21 protein-coding genes are annotated in these 20,947 nt (G+C 40.4%); 4 read left to right on the forward strand and 17 right to left on the reverse strand.

Annotation, left to right across the window (positions count from 1 at the left end):
- Positions 1-41 precede the first annotated feature (41 nt).
- The 17 genes from atpG to rpmH all read right to left on the reverse strand — a co-directional run bounded on the left by atpG (position 42) and on the right by rpmH (position 14,427).
- Positions 42-902 (reverse strand): F0F1 ATP synthase subunit gamma, encoded by an 861-nt coding sequence (gene atpG, locus LP316_RS03450; protein ID WP_193022699.1) that lies wholly within the window; start codon positions 900-902, stop codon positions 42-44.
- Between the two features lie 28 nt (positions 903-930).
- Positions 931-2,472, reverse strand: a complete 1,542-nt coding sequence (gene atpA / locus LP316_RS03455; protein WP_193022700.1) for a F0F1 ATP synthase subunit alpha — start codon at positions 2,470-2,472, stop codon at positions 931-933.
- Positions 2,473-2,486: 14 nt separating this feature from the next.
- Positions 2,487-3,020 carry a F0F1 ATP synthase subunit delta gene (gene atpH / locus LP316_RS03460; protein WP_193022701.1) on the reverse strand — a complete coding sequence of 178 codons (534 nt, stop codon included), beginning with the start codon at positions 3,018-3,020 and terminating at the stop codon, positions 2,487-2,489.
- 14 nt (positions 3,021-3,034) lie between these two features.
- Positions 3,035-3,505, reverse strand: a complete 471-nt coding sequence (atpF, locus tag LP316_RS03465) for a F0F1 ATP synthase subunit B (protein ID WP_193022702.1) — start codon at positions 3,503-3,505, stop codon at positions 3,035-3,037.
- 47 nt (positions 3,506-3,552) lie between these two features.
- On the reverse strand, positions 3,553-3,771 hold the full coding sequence (gene atpE / locus LP316_RS03470; protein WP_116002224.1) for a F0F1 ATP synthase subunit C: 219 nt from the start codon (positions 3,769-3,771) through the stop codon (positions 3,553-3,555).
- Between the two features lie 144 nt (positions 3,772-3,915).
- Positions 3,916-4,743, reverse strand: a complete 828-nt coding sequence (atpB, locus tag LP316_RS03475) for a F0F1 ATP synthase subunit A (protein ID WP_193022703.1) — start codon at positions 4,741-4,743, stop codon at positions 3,916-3,918.
- Positions 4,744-4,755: 12 nt separating this feature from the next.
- Complete coding sequence (locus tag LP316_RS03480; protein WP_193022704.1) at positions 4,756-5,151, reverse strand: ATP synthase subunit I; 396 nt, start codon at positions 5,149-5,151, stop codon at positions 4,756-4,758.
- A gap of 213 nt (positions 5,152-5,364) precedes the next feature.
- A complete protein-coding gene (locus tag LP316_RS03485) occupies positions 5,365-6,258 on the reverse strand; it encodes a ParB/RepB/Spo0J family partition protein (RefSeq protein ID WP_193022705.1) in 894 nt (297 codons plus the stop codon).
- A 16-nt stretch (positions 6,259-6,274) separates the two neighbouring features.
- Positions 6,275-7,072 (reverse strand): ParA family protein, encoded by a 798-nt coding sequence (locus LP316_RS03490; RefSeq protein WP_193022706.1) that lies wholly within the window; start codon positions 7,070-7,072, stop codon positions 6,275-6,277.
- Positions 7,073-7,097: 25 nt separating this feature from the next.
- Positions 7,098-7,727, reverse strand: coding sequence for a 16S rRNA (guanine(527)-N(7))-methyltransferase RsmG (rsmG, locus tag LP316_RS03495; protein ID WP_193022707.1), 630 nt, complete (start codon positions 7,725-7,727; stop codon positions 7,098-7,100).
- Positions 7,728-7,731: 4 nt separating this feature from the next.
- Positions 7,732-9,621, reverse strand: a complete 1,890-nt coding sequence (gene mnmG, locus LP316_RS03500; RefSeq protein WP_193022708.1) for a tRNA uridine-5-carboxymethylaminomethyl(34) synthesis enzyme MnmG — start codon at positions 9,619-9,621, stop codon at positions 7,732-7,734.
- 397 nt (positions 9,622-10,018) lie between these two features.
- Positions 10,019-10,465, reverse strand: coding sequence for a flavodoxin domain-containing protein (locus tag LP316_RS03505; protein WP_193022709.1), 447 nt, complete (start codon positions 10,463-10,465; stop codon positions 10,019-10,021).
- A gap of 70 nt (positions 10,466-10,535) precedes the next feature.
- Positions 10,536-11,918, reverse strand: coding sequence for a tRNA uridine-5-carboxymethylaminomethyl(34) synthesis GTPase MnmE (mnmE, locus tag LP316_RS03510; RefSeq protein WP_193022710.1), 1,383 nt, complete (start codon positions 11,916-11,918; stop codon positions 10,536-10,538).
- 129 nt (positions 11,919-12,047) lie between these two features.
- Complete coding sequence (gene yidC / locus LP316_RS03515) at positions 12,048-13,679, reverse strand: membrane protein insertase YidC (protein ID WP_193022711.1); 1,632 nt, start codon at positions 13,677-13,679, stop codon at positions 12,048-12,050.
- 3 nt (positions 13,680-13,682) lie between these two features.
- The gene (gene yidD, locus LP316_RS03520) at positions 13,683-13,940 is read right to left on the reverse strand and encodes a membrane protein insertion efficiency factor YidD (protein ID WP_193022712.1); all 258 of its coding nucleotides are present in this window, start codon (positions 13,938-13,940) and stop codon (positions 13,683-13,685) included.
- On the reverse strand, positions 13,904-14,266 hold the full coding sequence (gene rnpA / locus LP316_RS03525; protein ID WP_193022713.1) for a ribonuclease P protein component: 363 nt from the start codon (positions 14,264-14,266) through the stop codon (positions 13,904-13,906). The genes yidD and rnpA overlap by 37 nt, the downstream gene beginning before the upstream one ends.
- Positions 14,267-14,292: 26 nt before the next feature.
- Positions 14,293-14,427, reverse strand: coding sequence for a 50S ribosomal protein L34 (gene rpmH, locus LP316_RS03530; RefSeq protein WP_074496262.1), 135 nt, complete (start codon positions 14,425-14,427; stop codon positions 14,293-14,295).
- Between the two features lie 461 nt (positions 14,428-14,888).
- Between rpmH and dnaA the strand changes: the two genes are divergently transcribed.
- The 4 genes from dnaA to gyrB are packed head-to-tail and all read left to right on the forward strand — an operon-like array spanning position 14,889 to position 20,896.
- Positions 14,889-16,244: a chromosomal replication initiator protein DnaA gene (gene dnaA, locus LP316_RS03535; RefSeq protein ID WP_193022714.1), complete on the forward strand. Its 1,356-nt coding sequence runs from the start codon at positions 14,889-14,891 to the stop codon at positions 16,242-16,244.
- A 12-nt stretch (positions 16,245-16,256) separates the two neighbouring features.
- Complete coding sequence (gene dnaN, locus LP316_RS03540; protein ID WP_193022715.1) at positions 16,257-17,360, forward strand: DNA polymerase III subunit beta; 1,104 nt, start codon at positions 16,257-16,259, stop codon at positions 17,358-17,360.
- A gap of 3 nt (positions 17,361-17,363) precedes the next feature.
- The gene (gene recF / locus LP316_RS03545) at positions 17,364-18,452 is read left to right on the forward strand and encodes a DNA replication/repair protein RecF (RefSeq protein ID WP_193022716.1); all 1,089 of its coding nucleotides are present in this window, start codon (positions 17,364-17,366) and stop codon (positions 18,450-18,452) included.
- 8 nt (positions 18,453-18,460) lie between these two features.
- Positions 18,461-20,896 (forward strand): DNA topoisomerase (ATP-hydrolyzing) subunit B, encoded by a 2,436-nt coding sequence (gene gyrB, locus LP316_RS03550; protein ID WP_193022717.1) that lies wholly within the window; start codon positions 18,461-18,463, stop codon positions 20,894-20,896.
- Positions 20,897-20,947 lie beyond the last annotated feature (51 nt).

A 20,947-nucleotide genomic window follows, 5' to 3' on the forward strand; every position in this document is an offset into this window, starting at 1 on the left:
TTAATCCTCTAATCTTTTGCTCTTTATAAGAACCTGTTGCCTTAAACCGCTGCTGCGCCAGCACAAATTTCACTTAATTCTTGCGTGATACTTGCTTGACGTGCTTTGTTGTATACCAATTGTAATTCGTCGATTAAATCACCTGCATTGTCAGTTGCAGCTTTCATTGCAACCATACGAGCAGCTTGCTCACATGCTAGATTTTCAACAACACCTTGGTACACTTGAGACTCAATGTAACGAACTAATAATTGGTCAAGTAACACTTGAGCATCTGGTTCGTATACGTAGTCCCAACGGTGCTTAATTTCGTCATCATCTGACTTAGGCAAAGGTAAAAGTTGATCGATTTTCGGCTCTTGTGCCATGGTATTTACAAATCTGTTGTAAACCACGAACAGCCTATCAATTTCGCCATTATCATAGGCATCCAGCATCACCTTAACACTACCGATAAGGTCAGTTACTGAAGGGCTATCTCCCAAACCTGATACTTGTGAAACGACGTGTGCGCCCATGTTGTTAAAGAATGCTGTGGCTTTTGCACCTACAACACCAAAATCAACTTCTGCGCCTTGCTCCTGCCATTTAGCAGCATCAGCAAGTACTTTCTTAAACATGTTAATGTTTAAGCCGCCACACAAACCACGGTCTGTAGAGATGACGATATAGCCTACGCGCTTAACTTCACGCTCTTCCAAATATGGATGGCGATATTCTAAGTTACCAAGCGCGATGTGACCGATCACATTTCGCATATTTTCAGCGTATGGACGAGAGGCAGCCATCCCTTCTTGCGCTTTGCGCATTTTAGAGGCTGCAACCATTTCCATCGCGCTGGTGATCTTCTGTGTATTTTGTACACTTCCAATCTTCGATTTTATCTCTTTAGCGCCGGACATGACTATTCTCTCCGAAAAGGTTAACTAATTACCAAGTTTGCGTAGCTTTGAACGTGTCAATAGCTTTTGCTAAACCGGCTTCGATATCAGCGTTGTAATCACCCTTTTCGTTGATAGTAGCCATCAACTCAGCTTGCTCATTATTTACGTATGATAATAACGCAGCTTCGAAATCTACTACTTTGTCGATAGCAACATCGTTTAAGTAGCCTTTTTCAGCAGCAAATAATGAAACAGCTGTTTCCGCAACAGATAACGGACTGAATTGCTTTTGCTTCATCAATTCAGTTACGCGTTGACCGTGCTCTAACTGTGCACGTGTTGCGTCATCTAGGTCAGATGCGAATTGAGCGAAAGCCGCTAATTCAGCGTACTGAGCTAATGCTAAACGGATACCACCACCAAGTTTCTTGATGATTTTCGTTTGTGCAGCACCACCAACACGAGATACCGAGATACCTGCGTTAACCGCTGGACGAATACCTGAGTTGAATAAATCAGACTCTAGGAAGATTTGACCATCGGTAATTGAAATTACGTTAGTTGGTACGAATGCAGAAACGTCACCCGCTTGTGTTTCGATAATTGGTAACGCAGTTAATGAACCAGTTTGGCCTTTAACTTCACCGTTAGTGAAACGCTCTACGTAGTCTTCGTTTACACGAGCAGCACGCTCTAGTAGACGTGAGTGAAGGTAGAAAACGTCACCTGGGTATGCTTCACGACCTGGTGGACGACGTAAAAGTAATGAGATTTGACGGTAAGCAACAGCTTGCTTAGATAAATCATCATATACGATTAACGCATCTTCACCGCGATCACGGAAGTATTCACCCATTGTACAACCAGAGTATGGTGCTAAGTATTGAAGTGCAGCAGCTTCTGATGCAGACGCAACAACAACGATAGTGTTTTCTAATGCGCCGTGCTCTTCTAAGCTACGTACTACGTTAGCAACAGTTGATGCTTTTTGACCAACAGCTACGTAGATTGACTTAATACCAGTGTTTTTCTGGTTAATGATTGCATCTAATGCGATCGCAGATTTACCAACCTGACGGTCACCGATGATAAGCTCACGCTGACCACGACCGATTGGAATCATTGAATCGATTGATTTGATACCAGTTTGTACTGGCTCATCAACAGACTTACGATCGATAACACCTGGTGCAACAACTTCAACAGGAGCAAAGCCATCATTTTCGATTGGGCCTTTACCGTCGATTGGCTCACCAAGGGTGTTGACTACGCGGCCTAATAAGCCACGACCTACTGGTACTTCTAAAATACGGCCAGTACCTTTTACTTTTACGCCTTCGGCAAGGTCGGCGTAAGGACCCATAACTACCGCACCTACCGAATCACGGTCAAGGTTTAACGCGATAGCGTAACGGTTGCCTGGAAGTTCGATCATCTCACCTTGCATTACATCAGCAAGACCGTGGATGCGAATGATACCGTCTGTTACAGAAACGATAGTACCTTCATTTCGAGCTTCACTAACTACGTCAAACTGTTCAATACGTTTTTTGATCAGTTCAGCGATTTCAGTGGAATTCAGTTGCATGCTCTGTTCCCCAGTTAAGATTGTATCGTTGATGCTAAGCGGTTCAATTTACCTCTAACTGAACCATCGATTACCATGTCACCAGCCTTGATTACAAGACCAGAAACAACGCTAGTGTCAACCACACAATTGAGCTTTACTTTACGAGCCAAACGCTTTTCAAGCGCGGCGCTTAATGTAGTTTGTTGTTCTGCTGTTAATTCAACAGCAGAGGTTACATCCACAGTGACTTCTTTCTCATATTCAGCTTTTAATTCACTAAATTGAGCAACCACTTGTGGTAGCACCAACAGACGTTCGTTTTCGGCCAAAACTTTAACAAAGTTTTGCCCTTGGCTGTTTAGCTGTTCGCCACAAACATTAATGAACAAAGCTTGTGCTTGTTCAACCGATACGCCACCAGAAAGGTAGCCTTGCATCGTTTCGTTTTGTGATACTTCGGCAGCAAATACCAGCATTTCTAACCAGTTATCCACTGCATTAGCTTCGACAGCATATTCGAACGCTGCTTTAGCATAAGGACGAGCAACTGTTGTCAATTCAGACATAGTGCTTTTACCCCTTAAAGCTCAGCGACAAGTTTATCTAAGATGTCGCTGTGTTCAGCGGCATCAATTGAACGCTCAAGAATTTTCTCGGCACCGGCTACGGCTAGAACAGCTACTTGTTGACGTAACTCTTCTTTCGCGCGATTGCGTTCAGACTCAATTTCTGCATGACCAGAAGCGATGATTTTCTCACGCTCTGCTTGTGCTTTTTCAGCAGCTTCGTCAATTAATTGTGCTTCACGCTTTTTAGCGGCTTCGATAATCTCAGCTGCTTGCGCTTTTGCTTCTTTTAATTGAGCAGTTGCTTTGCCTTGAGCTAATTCAAGCTCTTTAGCTGCACGGTCAGAAGCCGCAAGACCATCAGCAATTTTCTTCTGACGCTCTTCTATAGTAGCCATAAGTGGTGGCCACACGTACTTCATACAGAATAATACAAATACGACAAATGCGATTAATTCACCGATTAAGGTAACGTTAATGTTCATTTGTGTACCTCCTATAATTTATTCGCGAAATGAAAAACAGCTAATGATTAAGCTAATGCGAATAACATGTATAAGCCGATACCTACACCGATCATAGCGATCGCATCGATAAGACCAGCTACGATGAACATTTTTACTTGTAATTGTGGTGCAAGTTCAGGTTGACGAGCAGCTGATTCTAAGAATTTGCCACCTAATAAACCAAAACCAATCGCAGTACCTAAAGCACCTAGACCGATTAATAATGCAACAGCGATATATAACATATTTATCTCCGATTATTTTAAAGTAAGTTATAAAGTTAAAAATTAAAAAACTCTTGTTGGACATCCTGTCCTAAACCCTTCGGGTTTTTTGACCATATTCGCTTATAAGAAGTGAATATGGCCGCCTAACTCAATCCCGAAGAGTTAGTGATCTTCGTGCGCCAAGCTCAAGTACACGATGGTTAACATCATGAAGATGAAAGCTTGAAGCGGAATGACTAATAAATGGAACGCGGCCCATAAAAAATGTACTGGTAATTGGAATAAACCAATGGTAGCAATCAAAATAAAGATTAGCTCACCAGCGTATAAGTTACCGAACAAACGCAATGCCAATGAAACTGGGCGAGCGATTAAAGTAACTGATTCTAAGATAAAGTTTACTGGGATAAACGCCCAGTGGCCAAATGGTTGCATCGTTAACTCTTTAGCAAAACCACCAAAGCCTTTCACCTTGATTGAGTAGTAAATAATTAAGAAGAATACACCAATAGATAAGGCGAACGTCATGTTCATATCTGTGGTAGGTACTGACTTGATGTAAACATCGTGCGGATCCATACCCATGAAGGTAGAACCGATCCAACCAGCGATAGTTGGAATTAAATCAACTGGTACCCAGTCCATTGCGTTCATTAAAAATACCCAGACAAAAATCGTTAATGATAACGGGGCAATTAATGGGTTTTTGCCGTGGAATGTTTCTTTTACACTCGTATCGACAAATTCGACAATCATTTCAACTGCACATTGAAGTTTGCCAGGAACACCAGTCGTTGCTTTTTTAGCGACTGAACGGAAAGTTAGTAAGAATACCAAACCGAGCACAATTGACCACAGTAATGTGTCGATGTGTAGAGTCCAGAAGCCGGCATCAGCACAAGCTTTGTTAAAAGCTACGCTACCGTCAACGGTACACATTTTCGCATTGGTCAAATGGTGTTTGATATAAGAGCCAGTATCTGCTGCCATCTTTTATCCCAATTATTGTTGATTAATAGTAAAACCGTTTGCGACCGCTTGCACAAAAGGAGCAAACATCGCTAAAAAATACGTTGTGAAAAAAGCGGGCAGTTGTAAGTTTTCAACAAACTTAAAACACAATGCAAATAACACTGCCGATAACACTAATTTCAGTTTTACACCGCTGTTGAACGAGTCAACGACTTTCCTCGCGGCACTTGCCCCGGCGTATTGAAACGCTTTGTAGGCAAATAACATGTTCGGTATAAGGGCTACAATTCCGCCTAATGCGGCTGATTGAGCATGGGAAAAACCAAACATCAAATATGTCACTAATATAGATAACACTATGATAATCAGTGTTATTTTTAATTGCCTTAATGCAATTATTCGGCCCTTTTGAGCTAGCTTATTCATAACTGACTATCAACTAGTAAAAATTTCGTAGTGACTACCTAGTCTTTAAGAAAAAAATTCTCTTAAAAAAAGTCAGCGCAAGTATACTGGTTTACGCTTTTTTTGCAACAAAATAGGGCATTTCATTTTCGCAAAAAGGGGCGATAAACGCCCCTTTTTAAAACTAATATTCACTATAAATATGAATAGTTACAAAACCTGCATAGTTATTCGCTAAAAAGAACCAAATCGCGAAACGATAGAATCGAGTTCAGCTAGATCCGCATAAGAAATAACTAACTTACCTTTGCCCTTTTTATTATGGCTAATAGTTACTTGTGAACCGAGTTTCTCGGTTAAGTTTTGTTCTAGTGATTGGGTGTCCGGATCTTTTACTTTTTCAGCTTTAGGCTGTTCAGGCGACAAAACCTTTTTGATAAGCGCTTCGGTTTCGCGCACTGTTAGTTCTTTAGCAACGACCGTTCTTGCTGTATTGGTTTGTAAGTCATCTTCTAACGCGAGTAATGCACGAGCGTGACCCATTTCCAAATCACCGTGCTCCAATAAGGTTTTTACTTCGTCGTTTAGATTATTTAAACGCAACAAATTTGATACCGTAGTACGCGATTTACCAACGGCATCTGCAACTTCTTGATGGGTTAATTCGAATTCGGTTAATAAACGTTCTAATGCTATCGCTTCTTCCATTGCATTGAGATCTTCGCGTTGAATGTTTTCAATCAATGCAATTGCAACAGCGGCTTCATCTTGAACATTTTTAATCAAACACGGAATAGTATCGAGCTGAGCAAGTTGGGCAGCACGCCAGCGACGCTCACCGGCAATAATTTCAAAGCTATTATCACCAACACTGCGAACCACCACAGGTTGAATCACGCCTTGTGCCTTAATTGAATCGGCTAACTCTTCAAGCGCATCTGGCGACATATCCTTACGCGGTTGATATTTTCCTGGCTTTAATTGCTCAATCGGCAAGGTTCTTAACTGACCATCAGTCATTGTTTGAGTGTCAGTATTTAGGTCCGTTTGTTGTTCAGATTTTGCCGGAGCATTGGTAAGTAAGGCATCGAGACCTCGGCCTAAGCCTCTTCTTTTTGACGGACTCATAGGTTTCCTTGATTAATTAACTAGCTGAATTTTTAGCAGAGGCAGATTTTACATCATTTCTTTTTAAAATTTCACCTGCTAATGCTAAATATGCTTTTGCACCGGTCGAAGACTTATCGTAGTACATCGCTGGAGCCCCAAAGCTCGGTGCTTCTGCTAGCCGCACGTTTCTTGGTATGACAGTGCGGTAAACTTTATCACCAAAATGACGTTTAAGTTGTTCCGATACATCATTGGCTAAGCGATTGCGCGGATCGTACATGGTACGCAAAATCCCTTCGATATGCAGATCGCTGTTTACCACAGATTGTAGCTTCGAAATGGTATCCATCAACGCAGTTAACCCTTCAAGGGCATAATACTCACATTGCATGGGGACTAACACTGAGTCAGCCGCCGCCATGGCATTGACGGTTAGCATATTGAGTGAAGGCGGGCAGTCAATGATAATGAAGTCGTATTGTTTACGCGCTTCAACTAAGGCATTTTTGAGCCTTAATTCTCGCGCATAAAATTCCATGAGTTTTATTTCAGCAGCAGTTACATCAGTATTTGCAGCGATCAAATCATAAATACCAGCAGTATTCTTAACCACAACTTGCTCTATGGGTTGCTCTTCAACTAACAATTCATAGCAAGTTGCGTGTACTTCATATTTATCAACACCACTGCCCATGGTCGCATTACCTTGCGGATCTAAGTCGATCAACAACACTTTGCGTTTTGTTGCTGCAAGTGAAGCCGCAAGGTTTACCGATGTAGTGGTTTTGCCAACACCACCTTTTTGGTTGGCTACCGCAATGATTTTTCCCACGAAGTCCTCGAACGTTTTTTTATTGTTAACTAGTTTGTTTTTTTAGTTCAATTAAGTGTCGCTCACCGTCTAAATTTGGCACGTTAAGCGGGTAACTATTCGTTACTTTAATCTTTTCTGGCAATAATTCAATTTCTTCTGCAGGGTATTGGCCTTTTAATGCGTAAAAACAACCTTTGTCATCAATCAGATGCGAGCACCAATTAACCATATCTTGCAGTGAGGCAAAAGCTCGAGAAAGCACGCCATCAAATGGTTGCTCGACAGGATAGTTTTCAACGCGCATTTGGACAGGCGTGACATTTTTAAGTTTCAGTTGAAATACCACTTGACGCAAAAAAGTTATGCGCTTGCCGAGTGAGTCTAATAAAACAAATTCTCGCTCAGGAAACAAAATAGCTAAAGGTATTCCCGGCAAACCAGGACCGGTTCCAACATCGATAAAACGCTGACCTTGCAAATGCTCACCAACAACTAATGAGTCCAAAATGTGCTTTACGAGCATCTCATAAGGGTCGCGAACAGAGGTTAAATTATAGGCTTTGTTCCACTTATGCAACAATTCAACATATTGATTTAACTGAGCAACTTGTTCATCGCTTATGGTAAGTTGCGTTTTGCTAATAAGCGAACGTAATTCTACTTCGTAAGTCATCTGATTATGCGCTCTTTCGCAGTAGCCCGTGTTTTTTCAAATAAACAATCAATAATGAAATGGCTGCAGGGGTAATACCTGAAATACGGGACGCTTTGCCTAATGTTTCCGGTTTAGCATCCGTTAGCTTAGCTACAACTTCGTTAGATAGGCCTGAAATTTGGCGATAGTCAAAATCTACCGGGATCAGCGTGTCTTCATGACGCTTTTTCTTTTCAATTTCATCCATTTGACGATCGATATAACCTTGGTATTTGATCTGAATTTCAACTTGTTCAGCTGCTTGTTTATCTGCTAGTGCAGGGCCAAACGCTTCAATTGCCATTACGTCTTCATAGCGAGTTTCAGGACGACGTAAAATATCCTCCAGGTTCGCTTCGCGTGAAATAGGATTTTTTAACAACGGATTTAATTGTTCTTTGGCTGGGTGATCTTTGTGGACCCAAGTTGTTTTTAACCGCTGACGCTCAAGTTCAATATTTTCCATTTTTTCGTTAAAGCGCGCCCAACGCTTATCACACACTAAACCGAGCTCGCGACCTTTTTCAGTTAAGCGAATATCCGCGTTGTCTTCACGAAGTAACAAACGATACTCAGCACGAGAAGTAAACATTCGGTATGGCTCTTTCGTACCTAACGTTGCTAAGTCATCAATCAATACGCCCATATAGGCTTGGTCGCGACCTAAGATCCACTGATCTTTTTCTTGAACTCTCAGTGCAGCGTTCGTCGCAGCAATTAACCCCTGCGCACCCGCTTCTTCATAGCCGGTAGTGCCGTTGATTTGACCCGCAAAATACAAGTTTTGAATGAACTTAGACTCTAGTGTTTGCTTAAGATCACGCGGATCAAAGTAATCATATTCAATCGCGTAGCCCGGGCGAGTAATATGCGCATTTTCAAAGCCTTTGATCGATCGCACTAAATCCATTTGGACATCAAACGGCAAGCTTGTTGAAATACCGTTAGGGTAAATTTCATGCGTGGTTAAGCCCTCTGGCTCAACAAAGATTTGATGAGTATCTTTATCCGCAAAGCGCATTATTTTGTCTTCAATAGAAGGGCAGTAGCGCGGGCCAACGCCTTCAATGACACCAGTATACATTGGCGAGCGATCTAAACCTTGGCGAATAATGTCGTGAGTTTTTTCATTAGTGTGGGTGATATAACACGAAATTTGTTCAGGATGATCCTCTGGCGATCCGATAAATGAAAATACCGGACGAGGCGTATCGCCAGGTTGTTCTTGCATTACTGAGAAATCAAGCGTTCTAGCATCTAAACGCGGTGGTGTTCCAGTTTTTAAACGGTCAATTCTAAATGGTAAATCACGTAAACGGCTCGCTAAATTAACACTTGCAGGATCACCTGCGCGACCACCTTGATAGTTATTTAAGCCAATGTGTATTTGACCAGCAAGGAAAGTACCAACCGTTAAAACAACCGTTTTACCTTTAAATTTCAGGCCCATTTGAGTTGATACACCAACCACTTGATCGTTTTCAATGATCAAATCATCGCACGGTTGTTGAAAAATGGTCAGGTTTTCTTGGTTTTCAAGGTAACTTCTAACAAACGATCGATATAACGCGCGGTCCGCTTGTGCACGTGTAGCACGCACTGCAGGCCCTTTACTTGCATTTAATGTGCGAAATTGGATCGCACTGTGATCAATAGCTGTAGCCATTAATCCACCTAAAGCATCAATCTCTTTTACTAAATGACCTTTACCAATGCCACCAATAGCTGGGTTACAAGACATTTGCCCTAAGGTATCAATATTATGCGTTAATAAAAGTGTTTTACAGCCCATTCTTGCTGCTGCTAAAGCTGCTTCTGTACCAGCGTGACCGCCGCCAACAACAATAACGTCAAATGAGTCTTGATACCACATTGATCATTTACCTTAGGTTAATTTAAAAGGGCACGTATTCTACCGTTTTTTTTGGATCGTTGAAATGAAAATTATCGTTTTATTTGTCTTGAGGATCACTAATTAAATATAAAGATCTTATATAAAGATCTTATTATTACTTACTATTAAGATCGCACTGATCTGTTGATAACTCGTTGTAGCCCATATACGGTAATGAGATCCGCGTGATCAGATCCTGTGATCAAACATTGATCTAGTGGCGTATATCCTTTGATCAAAACGGCTATTTATCCACATCCGAAATTAGTTTTAATTTAATAAACTGAATAATAAGATCTATTTCAGGCCTTATCACCAATTATATCCACAGTAGTTGTTTTATCGATCTATTTCTGTGGGTAACTTATGGGTAAGATCAAGATAACTGATCGTTTAGATCGCATAACCACTGAGCGGATAGTACTTCTGGATCGATATCCGCTTGCATATCGTGTAGAAGTGGTTCTGTTATTTTTGTGCAACCTTTTGATATTAATAGGTTATTTATGTTTTTGGCGGCTTGGCAAAACGTATCGTAGCTCGAATCACCTAAGCCGATCGTTAAACATTTTGTTGTTGATAGATCGATTTCTTGATCTGTTAGTTGATCAACGAAGGGTTGGAAGTTATCTGGATATTCGCCTGCACCATGAGTTGAGGTACAAACCAACCAAATTTGATTTCGATGTGGAATATCAGCTAAATCGGGTGATAAATGTAGTTGAGTTTGGTGGTCTAATGCTTCAAGCGCTTCTTGACAGGCCTCTGCCACATACTCTGAACCGCCAAGCATACTGCCTACAATAATTTGAAAAGAAGCCATAGTTACGCCTATTGATGAAAAATATGCATAACTATAGCATTTTAGCCTGGTGTAATAACTAGTGGAGAAGCTATTTACCTATACAGAAAGATGAAAAGATCTTACCTAATAAATCATCACTGGTGAACTCTCCAGTAATTTCATTGAGCTCTTGTTGGCAAAGTCTTAATTCTTCGGCAAGTATTTCGCCAGCGACATAGGCTTCTAATTGCGCTTTACCGTTGGTGAGATGGCTATAGGCGTTATCTAATGCGACTAAGTGACGTCTGCGCGCCATAAAGCCTCCTTCAGTGCTTCCTTGATAGCCAATGATCTCTTTTAAGTGCTCAGTAAGGAAATTTATCCCTTGATTCGTTTTGGCTGAAAGGGTGATCACTGGCGTGTTAGTTTCTTTGGTTATACCTATTGGAGCGCCTGAAATATCGGCTTTGTTCTTGATTATGGTAACACCGATATTCTCCGGTAATGCTTGATAAAACTCTGGCCAGAAAGTTTTTAAATCTATTGCTTGATCATTTGAACTATCGACCATGAGTAATACGCGATCGGCCTGTTTGATCTCTTGCCAAGCGCGTTCAATGCCTATTTGCTCGACTTTATCAGGGCTTTCACGCAAACCTGCGGTATCGATAATGTGAAGTGGCATACCATCGATATGGATTTGTTCGGTTAGCACATCACGTGTTGTGCCTTCAATATCGGTAACTATGGCGGTTTCTTTACCACTTAACGCATTGAGTAAACTTGATTTACCGGCATTTGGGCGACCAGCGATAACCACTCGCATACCTTCGCGTAAAATACTACCTTGCTTGGCTTGTCTTTGAACATCCTCAACGCTATCAATGATCGCGCTAAGGTCGTTCATGACTTTTTCATCAGCAAGAAAATCAATTTCTTCTTCGGGAAAGTCGATTGCTGCTTCAACATACATTCTCAAATGAATAACATCTTCAACGAGTTGATGAATTAGCTTAGAGAAACTGCCTTGCAGTGACTGTAAGGCACTTTTGGCTGCTTGTTCTGAGCTTGAGTTGATCAGATCGGCAATCGCTTCTGCTTGGGTTAAATCGAGTTTATCGTTAAGAAAAGCTTGTTCTGAAAATTCACCCGGTTTCGCCATTCTAATGCTATCAATCGCTAGAATTTCTTTGAGTAGCATATCGAGAATAACCGGACCACCATGACCTTGAAGCTCTAAAACATCTTCACCTGTAAATGAGTTCGGCCCTTCAAAAAACAAAGCTATCCCTTGATCGAGTATTTCTCCCGCTCTCGTTTTAAAAGGTAAGTATTCGGCGTAGCGCGTTTTAGGTTGTTTACCTAGAATAGTTTTAGCAACACTTGCTGCTAGTGGTCCAGATACCCGGATAATACCAACACCACCACGGCCAGGGGCCGTTGCTTGGGCAGCAATAGTTTCGGTATTACTGTTGAATGACACTTGCGTCATATTGATTCTCGATAGTGATTAATGTCGCTATTTTACGCTAAGTTTTAGCTAAGCTGAAATATTGGCAATAAAAAAGGCGACTTGATGTCGCCTTATGTTTAAATATAACACTGAGTATCTTAGTGCGTATTATTTTTGTTTGGCTTTTTCCATGCCTCGGAAAATCATTTTCATTTGTACGATTGAAATGATGTTACTTACTAACCAATATAAAACAAGACCAGAAGGGAACCAGAAGAAGAACACTGTAAACATCACTGGCATGTATTGCATGATCTTTTGCTGCATAGGATCTTGTACCGTCATCGGCTGCATTTTTTGCATCACGTACATACTGACACCCATTAAAATAGGTAGGATGTAATATGGGTCTTTTGATGATAGGTCAGTTAACCATAAACCAAATGAAGCGTGACGTAATTCAACACTTTCTAGGAATACCCAGTACAGCGCTAAGAAAATAGGCATTTGAATCAGCATAGGTAAACAGCCACCGGCTGGGTTTACTTTTTCCTTGCGGTAAAGCTCCATAGTTGCTTGGCCCATTTTTTGGCGATCATCACCATAGCGCTCTTTTAATTGCTGCATTTTAGGTTGTAAATCACGCATTTTCGCCATTGAGGTGTATTGCGCTTTAGTAAGCGGGTACATAACGCCTTTGACGATTAAGGTGATAATGATAATTGCAACCCCCCAGTTTGATACAACAGATTGAATTGCTAACAATAACCAGTGTAGCGGTTGGCTGATCATAAATAAGAAGCCAAAGTCTACAGTGAGATCTAAGCCATCAGCGATAGCTGCAAGTTCGTCTTGTAGTTTTGGACCGACATATAATGTAGCGGTTGTTGTTGTCGTTTGGTTTGCATCGACAGTAATCGCTGGTGCTTTAAAGCCAATGACAGCATCGCCATTTGAGGTGTAGTTTGTATATAGCTGATTGTTATCGCCAACTTGTGGTACCCAAGCTGAAACAAAGTAATGTTCAAGCATCGCAACCCAACCACCACGGGTTGTTTTGTTTAGGTTCGCGTCTGCGATGTCAGCGAAGTCATATTTTTCGTATCTTTCATCTGTGGTTGAGAAAGCAGCGCCGCGATAGGTTGGGATAAATGCTGATGATTCATCAACAAAAGTTGATTGTTTTAACTGGCCATAGAGCTGAACACTCGCACTTTGTGCTGTGTTATTAGTTAACGTGTAAGCTAAACCAATATCGTATTTGCCTTTGGTAAAGGTATAAGTTTTTACTAGGTTTAAACCGTTTTCTTGATTTAACACTAAGTTTACTTGCAATTCGCCTTGATCATTTAATTGATAATCGGTTTTTTCAACTTGATAAATAGGACGGCCTGGAATGAGTCTGTCTGGTCCATTAGCACCCGTTAAACCACTTTGTGCAATGTATTTTCTAGCGCCGTTTTGCAACATGGTATATGGAATACCGTCACCTTGCTCTGTATCGTATTCGAGTAAAGCAACTTCTGTAATATCACCGCCTTGGCTATTGATTTTTACTTTCACCACATCTGTGGTTACGGTGATCATTTGTGCTGAAGGCGCTACTACGTCAACTTTAGGTTGAGCTTGTGAAGATGCAGGAACAAAGTCGTCATTGTTCGTTTGTTCTGATTGGATATCTTGAGTTACTTGTGGTTGCTGTTGTACTTGAATCGGTGCATTTTCAAGTTGCCATTGTTGAAATAACAAAAAGCTCACTACAAGTAGTGCTATAAATAGCAAACTGCGTTGGGATTCCATAAGTTACTTATTCTCTTTTGGTTTATGTGGTACTGGATCTTCACCACCTTCATGTAAAGGATGGCATTTTAGTATACGTTTGCTCGCTAACCAACCACCTTTTAACAATCCGAAACGATTTATTGCTTCAATGGCATAAAAAGAGCAGGTTGGATGAAAGCGACATTTACTGGCACCGAATAGTGGGCTGATAAAAGTCTGATAAAACTTTATCAGTAATATTGCTATTTTTTGCCCAATCGACGGTTTATTTTTCGCCATATGCCATATATTTGCTTGCTAATATCTTCGTTTTCAAGGGAGTCGATACCAGACTTAACCATAACGACCATATCAATATGTGGTAATTGATGTTGATTCAAACGAAAACTTTCACGCACTAAACGTTTAATCCTGTTTCTTTGTACTGCTAGTTTGACACGTTTTTTAGCAATAGCTAGCCCTAAACGATTTTGTTGATCGTTATTGGGAGTAATTAATACAGTAAAGTGTTGAGTAGAAAATCGAGTAGGATTTGAGAAGATGTTTTGAAATTGACTGGGAGTCAATATTCTCGACTCCCTAGTAAACTTTTTAGTAACCGTCATAATCTGGCTACGAATCTCGTGAGAGATTATGCGCTTAAACGAGCACGACCTTTAGCACGACGACGCGCTAAAACAGCACGACCGTTCTTAGTAGCCATACGAGCACGGAAACCGTGGTTACGTTTACGCTTTAATACGCTTGGTTGAAATGTTCTTTTCATGAGACTTAGTCCGTCGGTTGTTGTTGCCCTGGCAAAACAGCCCTATTGGCACACTGGTTCAAAAAATGAGGGCGAATTTTAAAGCGCCTGTAGTTTTTTGTCAATATTATTATTTGGATAAAATTTGAAAAGATCGTTTAAGGATCCTTAATCTTTTTACCTCTATCCACAGTTTTGTCACACTGATCATTGCTTTTTATTGTTTTTGCTTAATTTTTTAACAATTGTTATTAAAACTTTACTGGTCATTTTAATCTATTATAAAAGGTTAAGTTATTGTTTATTTTGGTTTTTGATGTGGTTGAGATAAAAAAAATGGCAATTCATAAAAGTCAATATTGATGTTGTGGATAACTCGTTAGATAATAGCCGGATAATTAATAATATTTATTTTCTGATCCGCGCTTTTTGCCTTGTTTCTGGGCATCTCTCGAATAGATTAGAATGTTAGGAGTCATAGAGTGTCACAGTCACTCTGGCAACGTTGCCTGTCTGTTTTACAAGAAGAATTACCAGCACAACAATTTAGTATGTGGATCCGACCACTGCAGTGTGTTGAAGAAAATAATATCATGACGATCTACGCTCCTAATCGCTTTGTTTTAGATTGGGTAAGAGAAAAATACGTTGATCGCATTAATGAACTCGTATCGATGGAAGAGTCAAACCCACCGTTATTGCGGTTTGATGTAGGTAGTTTACCAAACCATGGTCAAGAACAGGCAAGTCAGGTAACAGAAGTACCAAAGCCTTCAACCGTTAATACGCAATCCCAGCCCGAAGCTAATTTACCTAAGTCAACTAATGTTTTTGTCAAGTATACGTTCGACAACTTCGTTGAGGGTAAGTCAAACCAATTAGCAAGGGCAGCAGCTTCACAGGTAGCTGATAACCCAGGTACTGCATATAATCCTTTATTTATCTATGGTGACACTGGCTTAGGTAAAACTCACTTATTGCATGCAGTTGGGAATGGTATTTTACATAGTAATCCTAAAGCGAAGATCGCTTATATGCACTCTGAGCGCTTTGTACAAGATATGGTTAAAGCACTGCAAAATAATGCGATAGAGCAATTCAAGCAGTATTATCGCAGTGTCGATGCGTTACTCATCGACGATATTCAGTTTTTTGCCAATAAAGAGCGTACGCAAGAAGAGTTTTTCCATACCTTTAATGCATTGTTAGAAGGCAATCAACAGATCATTTTAACGAGCGATCGTTACCCTAAAGAAATTGATGGTGTTGAGGATCGGTTAAAGTCGCGTTTCGGTTGGGGTTTAACTTTAGCTATTGAACCACCTGAATTAGAAACTCGTGTAGCCATTTTAAAACGAAAGGCGCAAGAGCGAAATATCAATCTAGCTGATGAAGTAGCGTTTTTCATTGCCAAACGCATTAGAGCAAATGTACGCGATTTGGAAGGGGCACTAAATCGAGTTATTGCCAATGCCAATTTTACTGGCCGTGCCATTACAATTGATTTTGTTCGCGAAGCACTGCGAGATTTACTTGCACTGCAAGACAAGCTTGTTACTATCGATAACATACAAAGAACTGTAGCGGAGTATTATAAAATAAAAGTGGCAGACTTATTGTCTAAACGCCGCAGCCGTTCAGTAGCAAGGCCGCGCCAAATTGCGATGGCGTTGTCAAAAGAGTTAACCAACCACAGCTTACCAGAAATTGGTGACGCTTTTGGTGGTAGAGATCACACGACGGTTTTACACGCTTGTCGAAAAGTTAAAGAGCTTCGTGAAGAATCTCATGATATAAAAGAAGATTATTCAAATTTAATAAGAACATTATCATCTTAAGGGTTATAGCAAATGAAGTTTTCGGTAAATAGGGAAGTCTTACTTAAGCCATTACTTTTAGTTTCTGGTGCAGTTGAGCGCAAAAGCACATTGCCGATATTAGGTAATATACTTTTTGATGTAAGTGGGCAATCACTAACCTTAACTGCCACTGATTTAGAACTTGAGATGGTCTCTTATGCCGAAGTAGAAAATCTCGGCGAAGACGGAAAGGTGACAATACCTGCACGTAAACTACTCGATATATGTAAGAGTTTGCCGGATAATTCTCAATTAACCTTTGATGCTCACGATGAAACGGTAACGATTAGCACGGGTCGTAGTAAATATTCATTATCTACTTTGTCTGCGAATGATTTCCCTAATATTGAACAGTGGCAAGGCGACGTCGAGTTTAAGTTGCTTAAGTCTGAGTTACTGCGTTTGATCGAAAGTACGCATTTTTCAATGGCAAACCAAGATGTTCGTTACTATTTAAATGGTATGTCAATTGAAACTGAAGGTAATGAGATTCGCTCTGTTGCGACCGATGGCCATCGATTAGCTATTTGTAAAATTTCTAACGACGCCTTAGCACTACCTTCGCGTCAGGTTATTGTTCCGCGCAAGGGTATTCTAGAAATCATTCGACTGCTTGAGCCTGTTGAAGAAGAGATTCAGATTTTTATGGGGTCAAATCACATTCGCATTTTGGACACAGCGTTCTCCTTTACCAGTAAGTTAGTAGACGGTCGTTTCCCTGACTATCGTCGCGTATTACCGAGAAACGGTGATAAGGTGTTAACAACCGATAAGGATGCTCTTCGTCAAGTTTTGTCTCGTGCATCGATATTATCAAATGAAAAATTTAAAGGTGTGCGTTTAAATTTCGAATCCACTGAATTGAAAATCACAGCGAACAACCCTGAACAAGAGCAAGCTGAAGAGTTAATTGAAATTGATTTTCCTTATGAGTCGTTAGAGATTGGGTTTAACGTGAGCTATGTGCTTGACGTTTTGAATGCTATTAAAGACGAAGAAGTACAGTTTACACTTTCAGATGCTAACAGTAGCGTAGTTATAGAAGGTAAAGATTCAGGCGAAGCAATTTACGTTGTCATGCCTATGCGCTTGTAGTGAATGAGTGTAATTAAACTTACCACCCATAATTTTAGGAACCTAAAGCCAGCGACAATAACTTTTAATCCAGATTTAAATTTTATTATTGGTGACAACGGTAGTGGTAAAAGTAGTATTTTAGAAGCGATTTTCTATTTGGGTCATGGAAAGTCTTTTCGCAACGCAAAACTAGATAGTCTAGTGACTTTTGAACAAGATTATTTTATTGCGAGTATAGAGAATAATCAGCGCTCTCGATTTGGTATAAAAAGAGATATTAAGTCGGGTACTAGCGAGATTAAAGTAAATGGCGAAAAGGTTAGTAAACTTTCAGATTTGGCCGTGAATATTGCGGTGCAAGTGATAACACCAGAAAGTTTTAAGTTGTTTTTTGGTGGTCCTAAAGAACGTCGACGCTTTTTTGATTTAGGCATGTTTCACGTGAAACATTCGTTCGCTAGTTTATGGCGTGATTTTGCAAAGTTACAAAAACAACGCAATGCACTGTTGAAATCGTATCGCAGTAAGTCCGATTTTGACTATTGGGATGAGCAATTTGTAAAACTGAGCGAAGCCATAGCAGAACTTAGAAAAAGTTATTTTATGCTGTTATCTGAAGAGCTTTCGGGTTGGATTAAAATTTTATTACCGGAACTTGTTGAAGATATCAATGTTCAATACTACCAAGGATGGCCAAATAAAAAATCACTGATCGAAGTGATGACAAGTAACTTTGTCCGAGATTGTCAGTTAGGCTTTACTCAATATGGCGCCCACAAATTTGATGTGCGCTTTTTAATAGGTGGCAAAGCACTTGATTTAAAGTTATCTCGCGGTCAACAAAAGTTGTTTTTACTGGCACTTACTTTTGCCCAAACAAAATTGATTGAAAAAGTAGAGCGAGTAAAACCAATTTTATTAATAGATGATTTTGGTGCCGAGTTAGATATTAATTCGCGAACTGCATTAATGAATGCATTAAGTAAAATAGATTGCCAAAGTATAATTACGGCAATCGATGAGTTTTCGTTGGAACCCATGTTACAACAAGAACAACAATATAAGATGTTTCACGTGAAACATGGTGAAATCTTAGAAATAAGTAAATAGGCTATAAAATGACAGTAGAAAACGAATACGGCTCAGATAGTATAAAAGTACTGAAAGGGCTTGATGCGGTAAGAAAAAGACCAGGGATGTACATTGGTGATACTGATGATGGTACAGGCCTACACCACATGGTATTTGAGGTCCTAGATAACTCAATCGACGAAGCTTTAGCGGGTCACTGTAACGATATCCATGTCACAATTCATTTAGATGGCTCTGTTTCAGTTAAAGATGATGGCCGTGGTATTCCAACTGATATCCACCCAGAAGAAGGCGTTTCAGCTGCTGAAGTTATTATGACGGTGCTTCACGCTGGTGGTAAATTCGGTGGTGAAGATTCAGGATATAAAGTATCTGGTGGTCTTCACGGCGTAGGTATTTCTGTTGTAAACGCGTTAAGTGATAAGTTAAAACTCACTATTCGCCGCAATGGTAAAGTTCATGAGCAAGAATATCATTTAGGTGAGCCACAAGCGCCGCTGGCTGTTGTAGGTGACACTGACTCAAAAGGTACTGAAGTTCGCTTTTGGCCAAGTGCAGAAATATTCTCTGATATTGAATTCCATTACGACATCCTGCTAAAGCGTATCCGTGAACTATCATTCTTAAACTCTGGTATTTCAATTACGCTAATCGATGAGCGTGATGAAGATAAAAAAGAACACTTCCACTATGAAGGTGGCATTCAGGCCTTCGTTGATTATTTAAATACCAACAAAACGCCGGTCAATGAAGAAATATTCTACTTTGATCTAGAACGTGAAGATGGCATTGTTGTTGAAGTTGCGATGCAATGGAACGATGGTTTCCAAGAAAACATCTTCTGTTTTACTAATAATATCCCACAAAAAGATGGTGGTACTCACTTAAGTGGTTTTAGAACGGCTTTAACTCGTACGCTAAATAGTTACATGGTTAAAGAAGGTTTAAACAAAACTAAGAAAGGTGAAACTAATGCCTCAGGTGATGATGCTCGTGAAGGTTTAACTGCGGTTATCTCAGTTAAAGTACCTGATCCTAAATTCTCATCACAAACAAAAGACAAGTTAGTATCAAGTGAAGTTAAATCTGCTGTTGAACAAGCGATGGGTGAGAAGTTAGGCGAATACCTACTAGAAAACCCAGGCACAGCGAAGACGATTATCATGAAGATTATCGACGCTGCCCGCGCTCGTGAAGCGGCTCGTAAAGCACGTGAAATGACACGTCGTAAAGGCGCACTTGATATCGCAGGTTTACCGGGTAAATTAGCTGATTGTCAGGAAAAAGACCCAGCCCTTTCTGAATTATACATTGTGGAGGGTGACTCTGCGGGTGGTTCAGCAAAGCAGGGTCGTAACCGTAAAAACCAAGCAATTTTACCGTTAAAAGGTAAAATTCTAAATGTTGAAAAAGCGCGCTTCGACAAAATGATTTCTTCTGCTGAAGTAGGTACCTTAATTACTGCGCTAGGTTGTGGTATTGGTCGCGACGAATACGATCCTGAAAAATTACGTTATCACAGCATTATTATTATGACCGATGCTGATGTTGACGGATCTCATATTCGTACACTGTTATTGACCTTTTTCTATCGTCAAATGCCTGAAATCATGGAACGTGGTTATGTCTATATTGCACAGCCACCACTTTATAAAGTGAAAAAAGGTAAGCAGGAGCGCTACATAAAAGATGACGAAGCGTTAACTGAATACCTAACAACACTTGCTTTAGAAAATGCTGAGATTCACGTTAATGAATCTGCACCAGCTATTGCCGATGTGTCATTAGAAAAGTTAGTTAATCAGTATCGCTCGACGATGGATACGATTAATCGTGTTTCACGCCAAATTCCACAAGATATTCTAGAGAAGATGGTTTATTCGAACGTGATTGAAACCGCTGACTTTACTAGTGAAGAGGCTGTAAACACTTGGTCAAAGGACATCTTATCTCAATTAGAAAAACAAGATGGCAATGGCTCGATCTACTCAGTAGAAGTGTTACATGACGCTGAACGCAACATCTTCTATCCTCGCTTTAATGTTCGCCAACACGGTATTGATAAGCAATACAGTTGTGGCTATGAATTTGTTAATTCAAACGAATTCAATGCGATTCGCTCGCTCAACAAAGCGATCAATGGCTTAATGGAAGAAGGCGCATATGTAAAACGCGGTGAGAAAATTAAGCCTGTTGCTAGCTTTGAAGAAGCACTTAATTGGTTAATGGCTGAGTCTAAGCGCGGTCAATACATCCAACGCTACAAAGGGCTAGGTGAGATGAACCCTGACCAGTTATGGGAAACGACAATGGACCCTGAAACGCGTCGTATGTTACGTGTAACAATTGAAGATGCCATCGCAGCCGATCAATTATTTAACACCTTAATGGGTGATCAGGTTGAGCCAAGACGTGACTTTATCGAAAATAATGCACTGAAGGTTGCTAACCTAGACGTGTAAGAACTACGCGTAAATACAATGAAAACATGCCCGGTCACCAAATCGGGCATT

The sequence above is a fragment of the Thalassotalea sp. LPB0316 genome, from assembly GCF_014898095.1.
Classification (GTDB): domain Bacteria; phylum Pseudomonadota; class Gammaproteobacteria; order Enterobacterales; family Alteromonadaceae; genus Thalassotalea_G.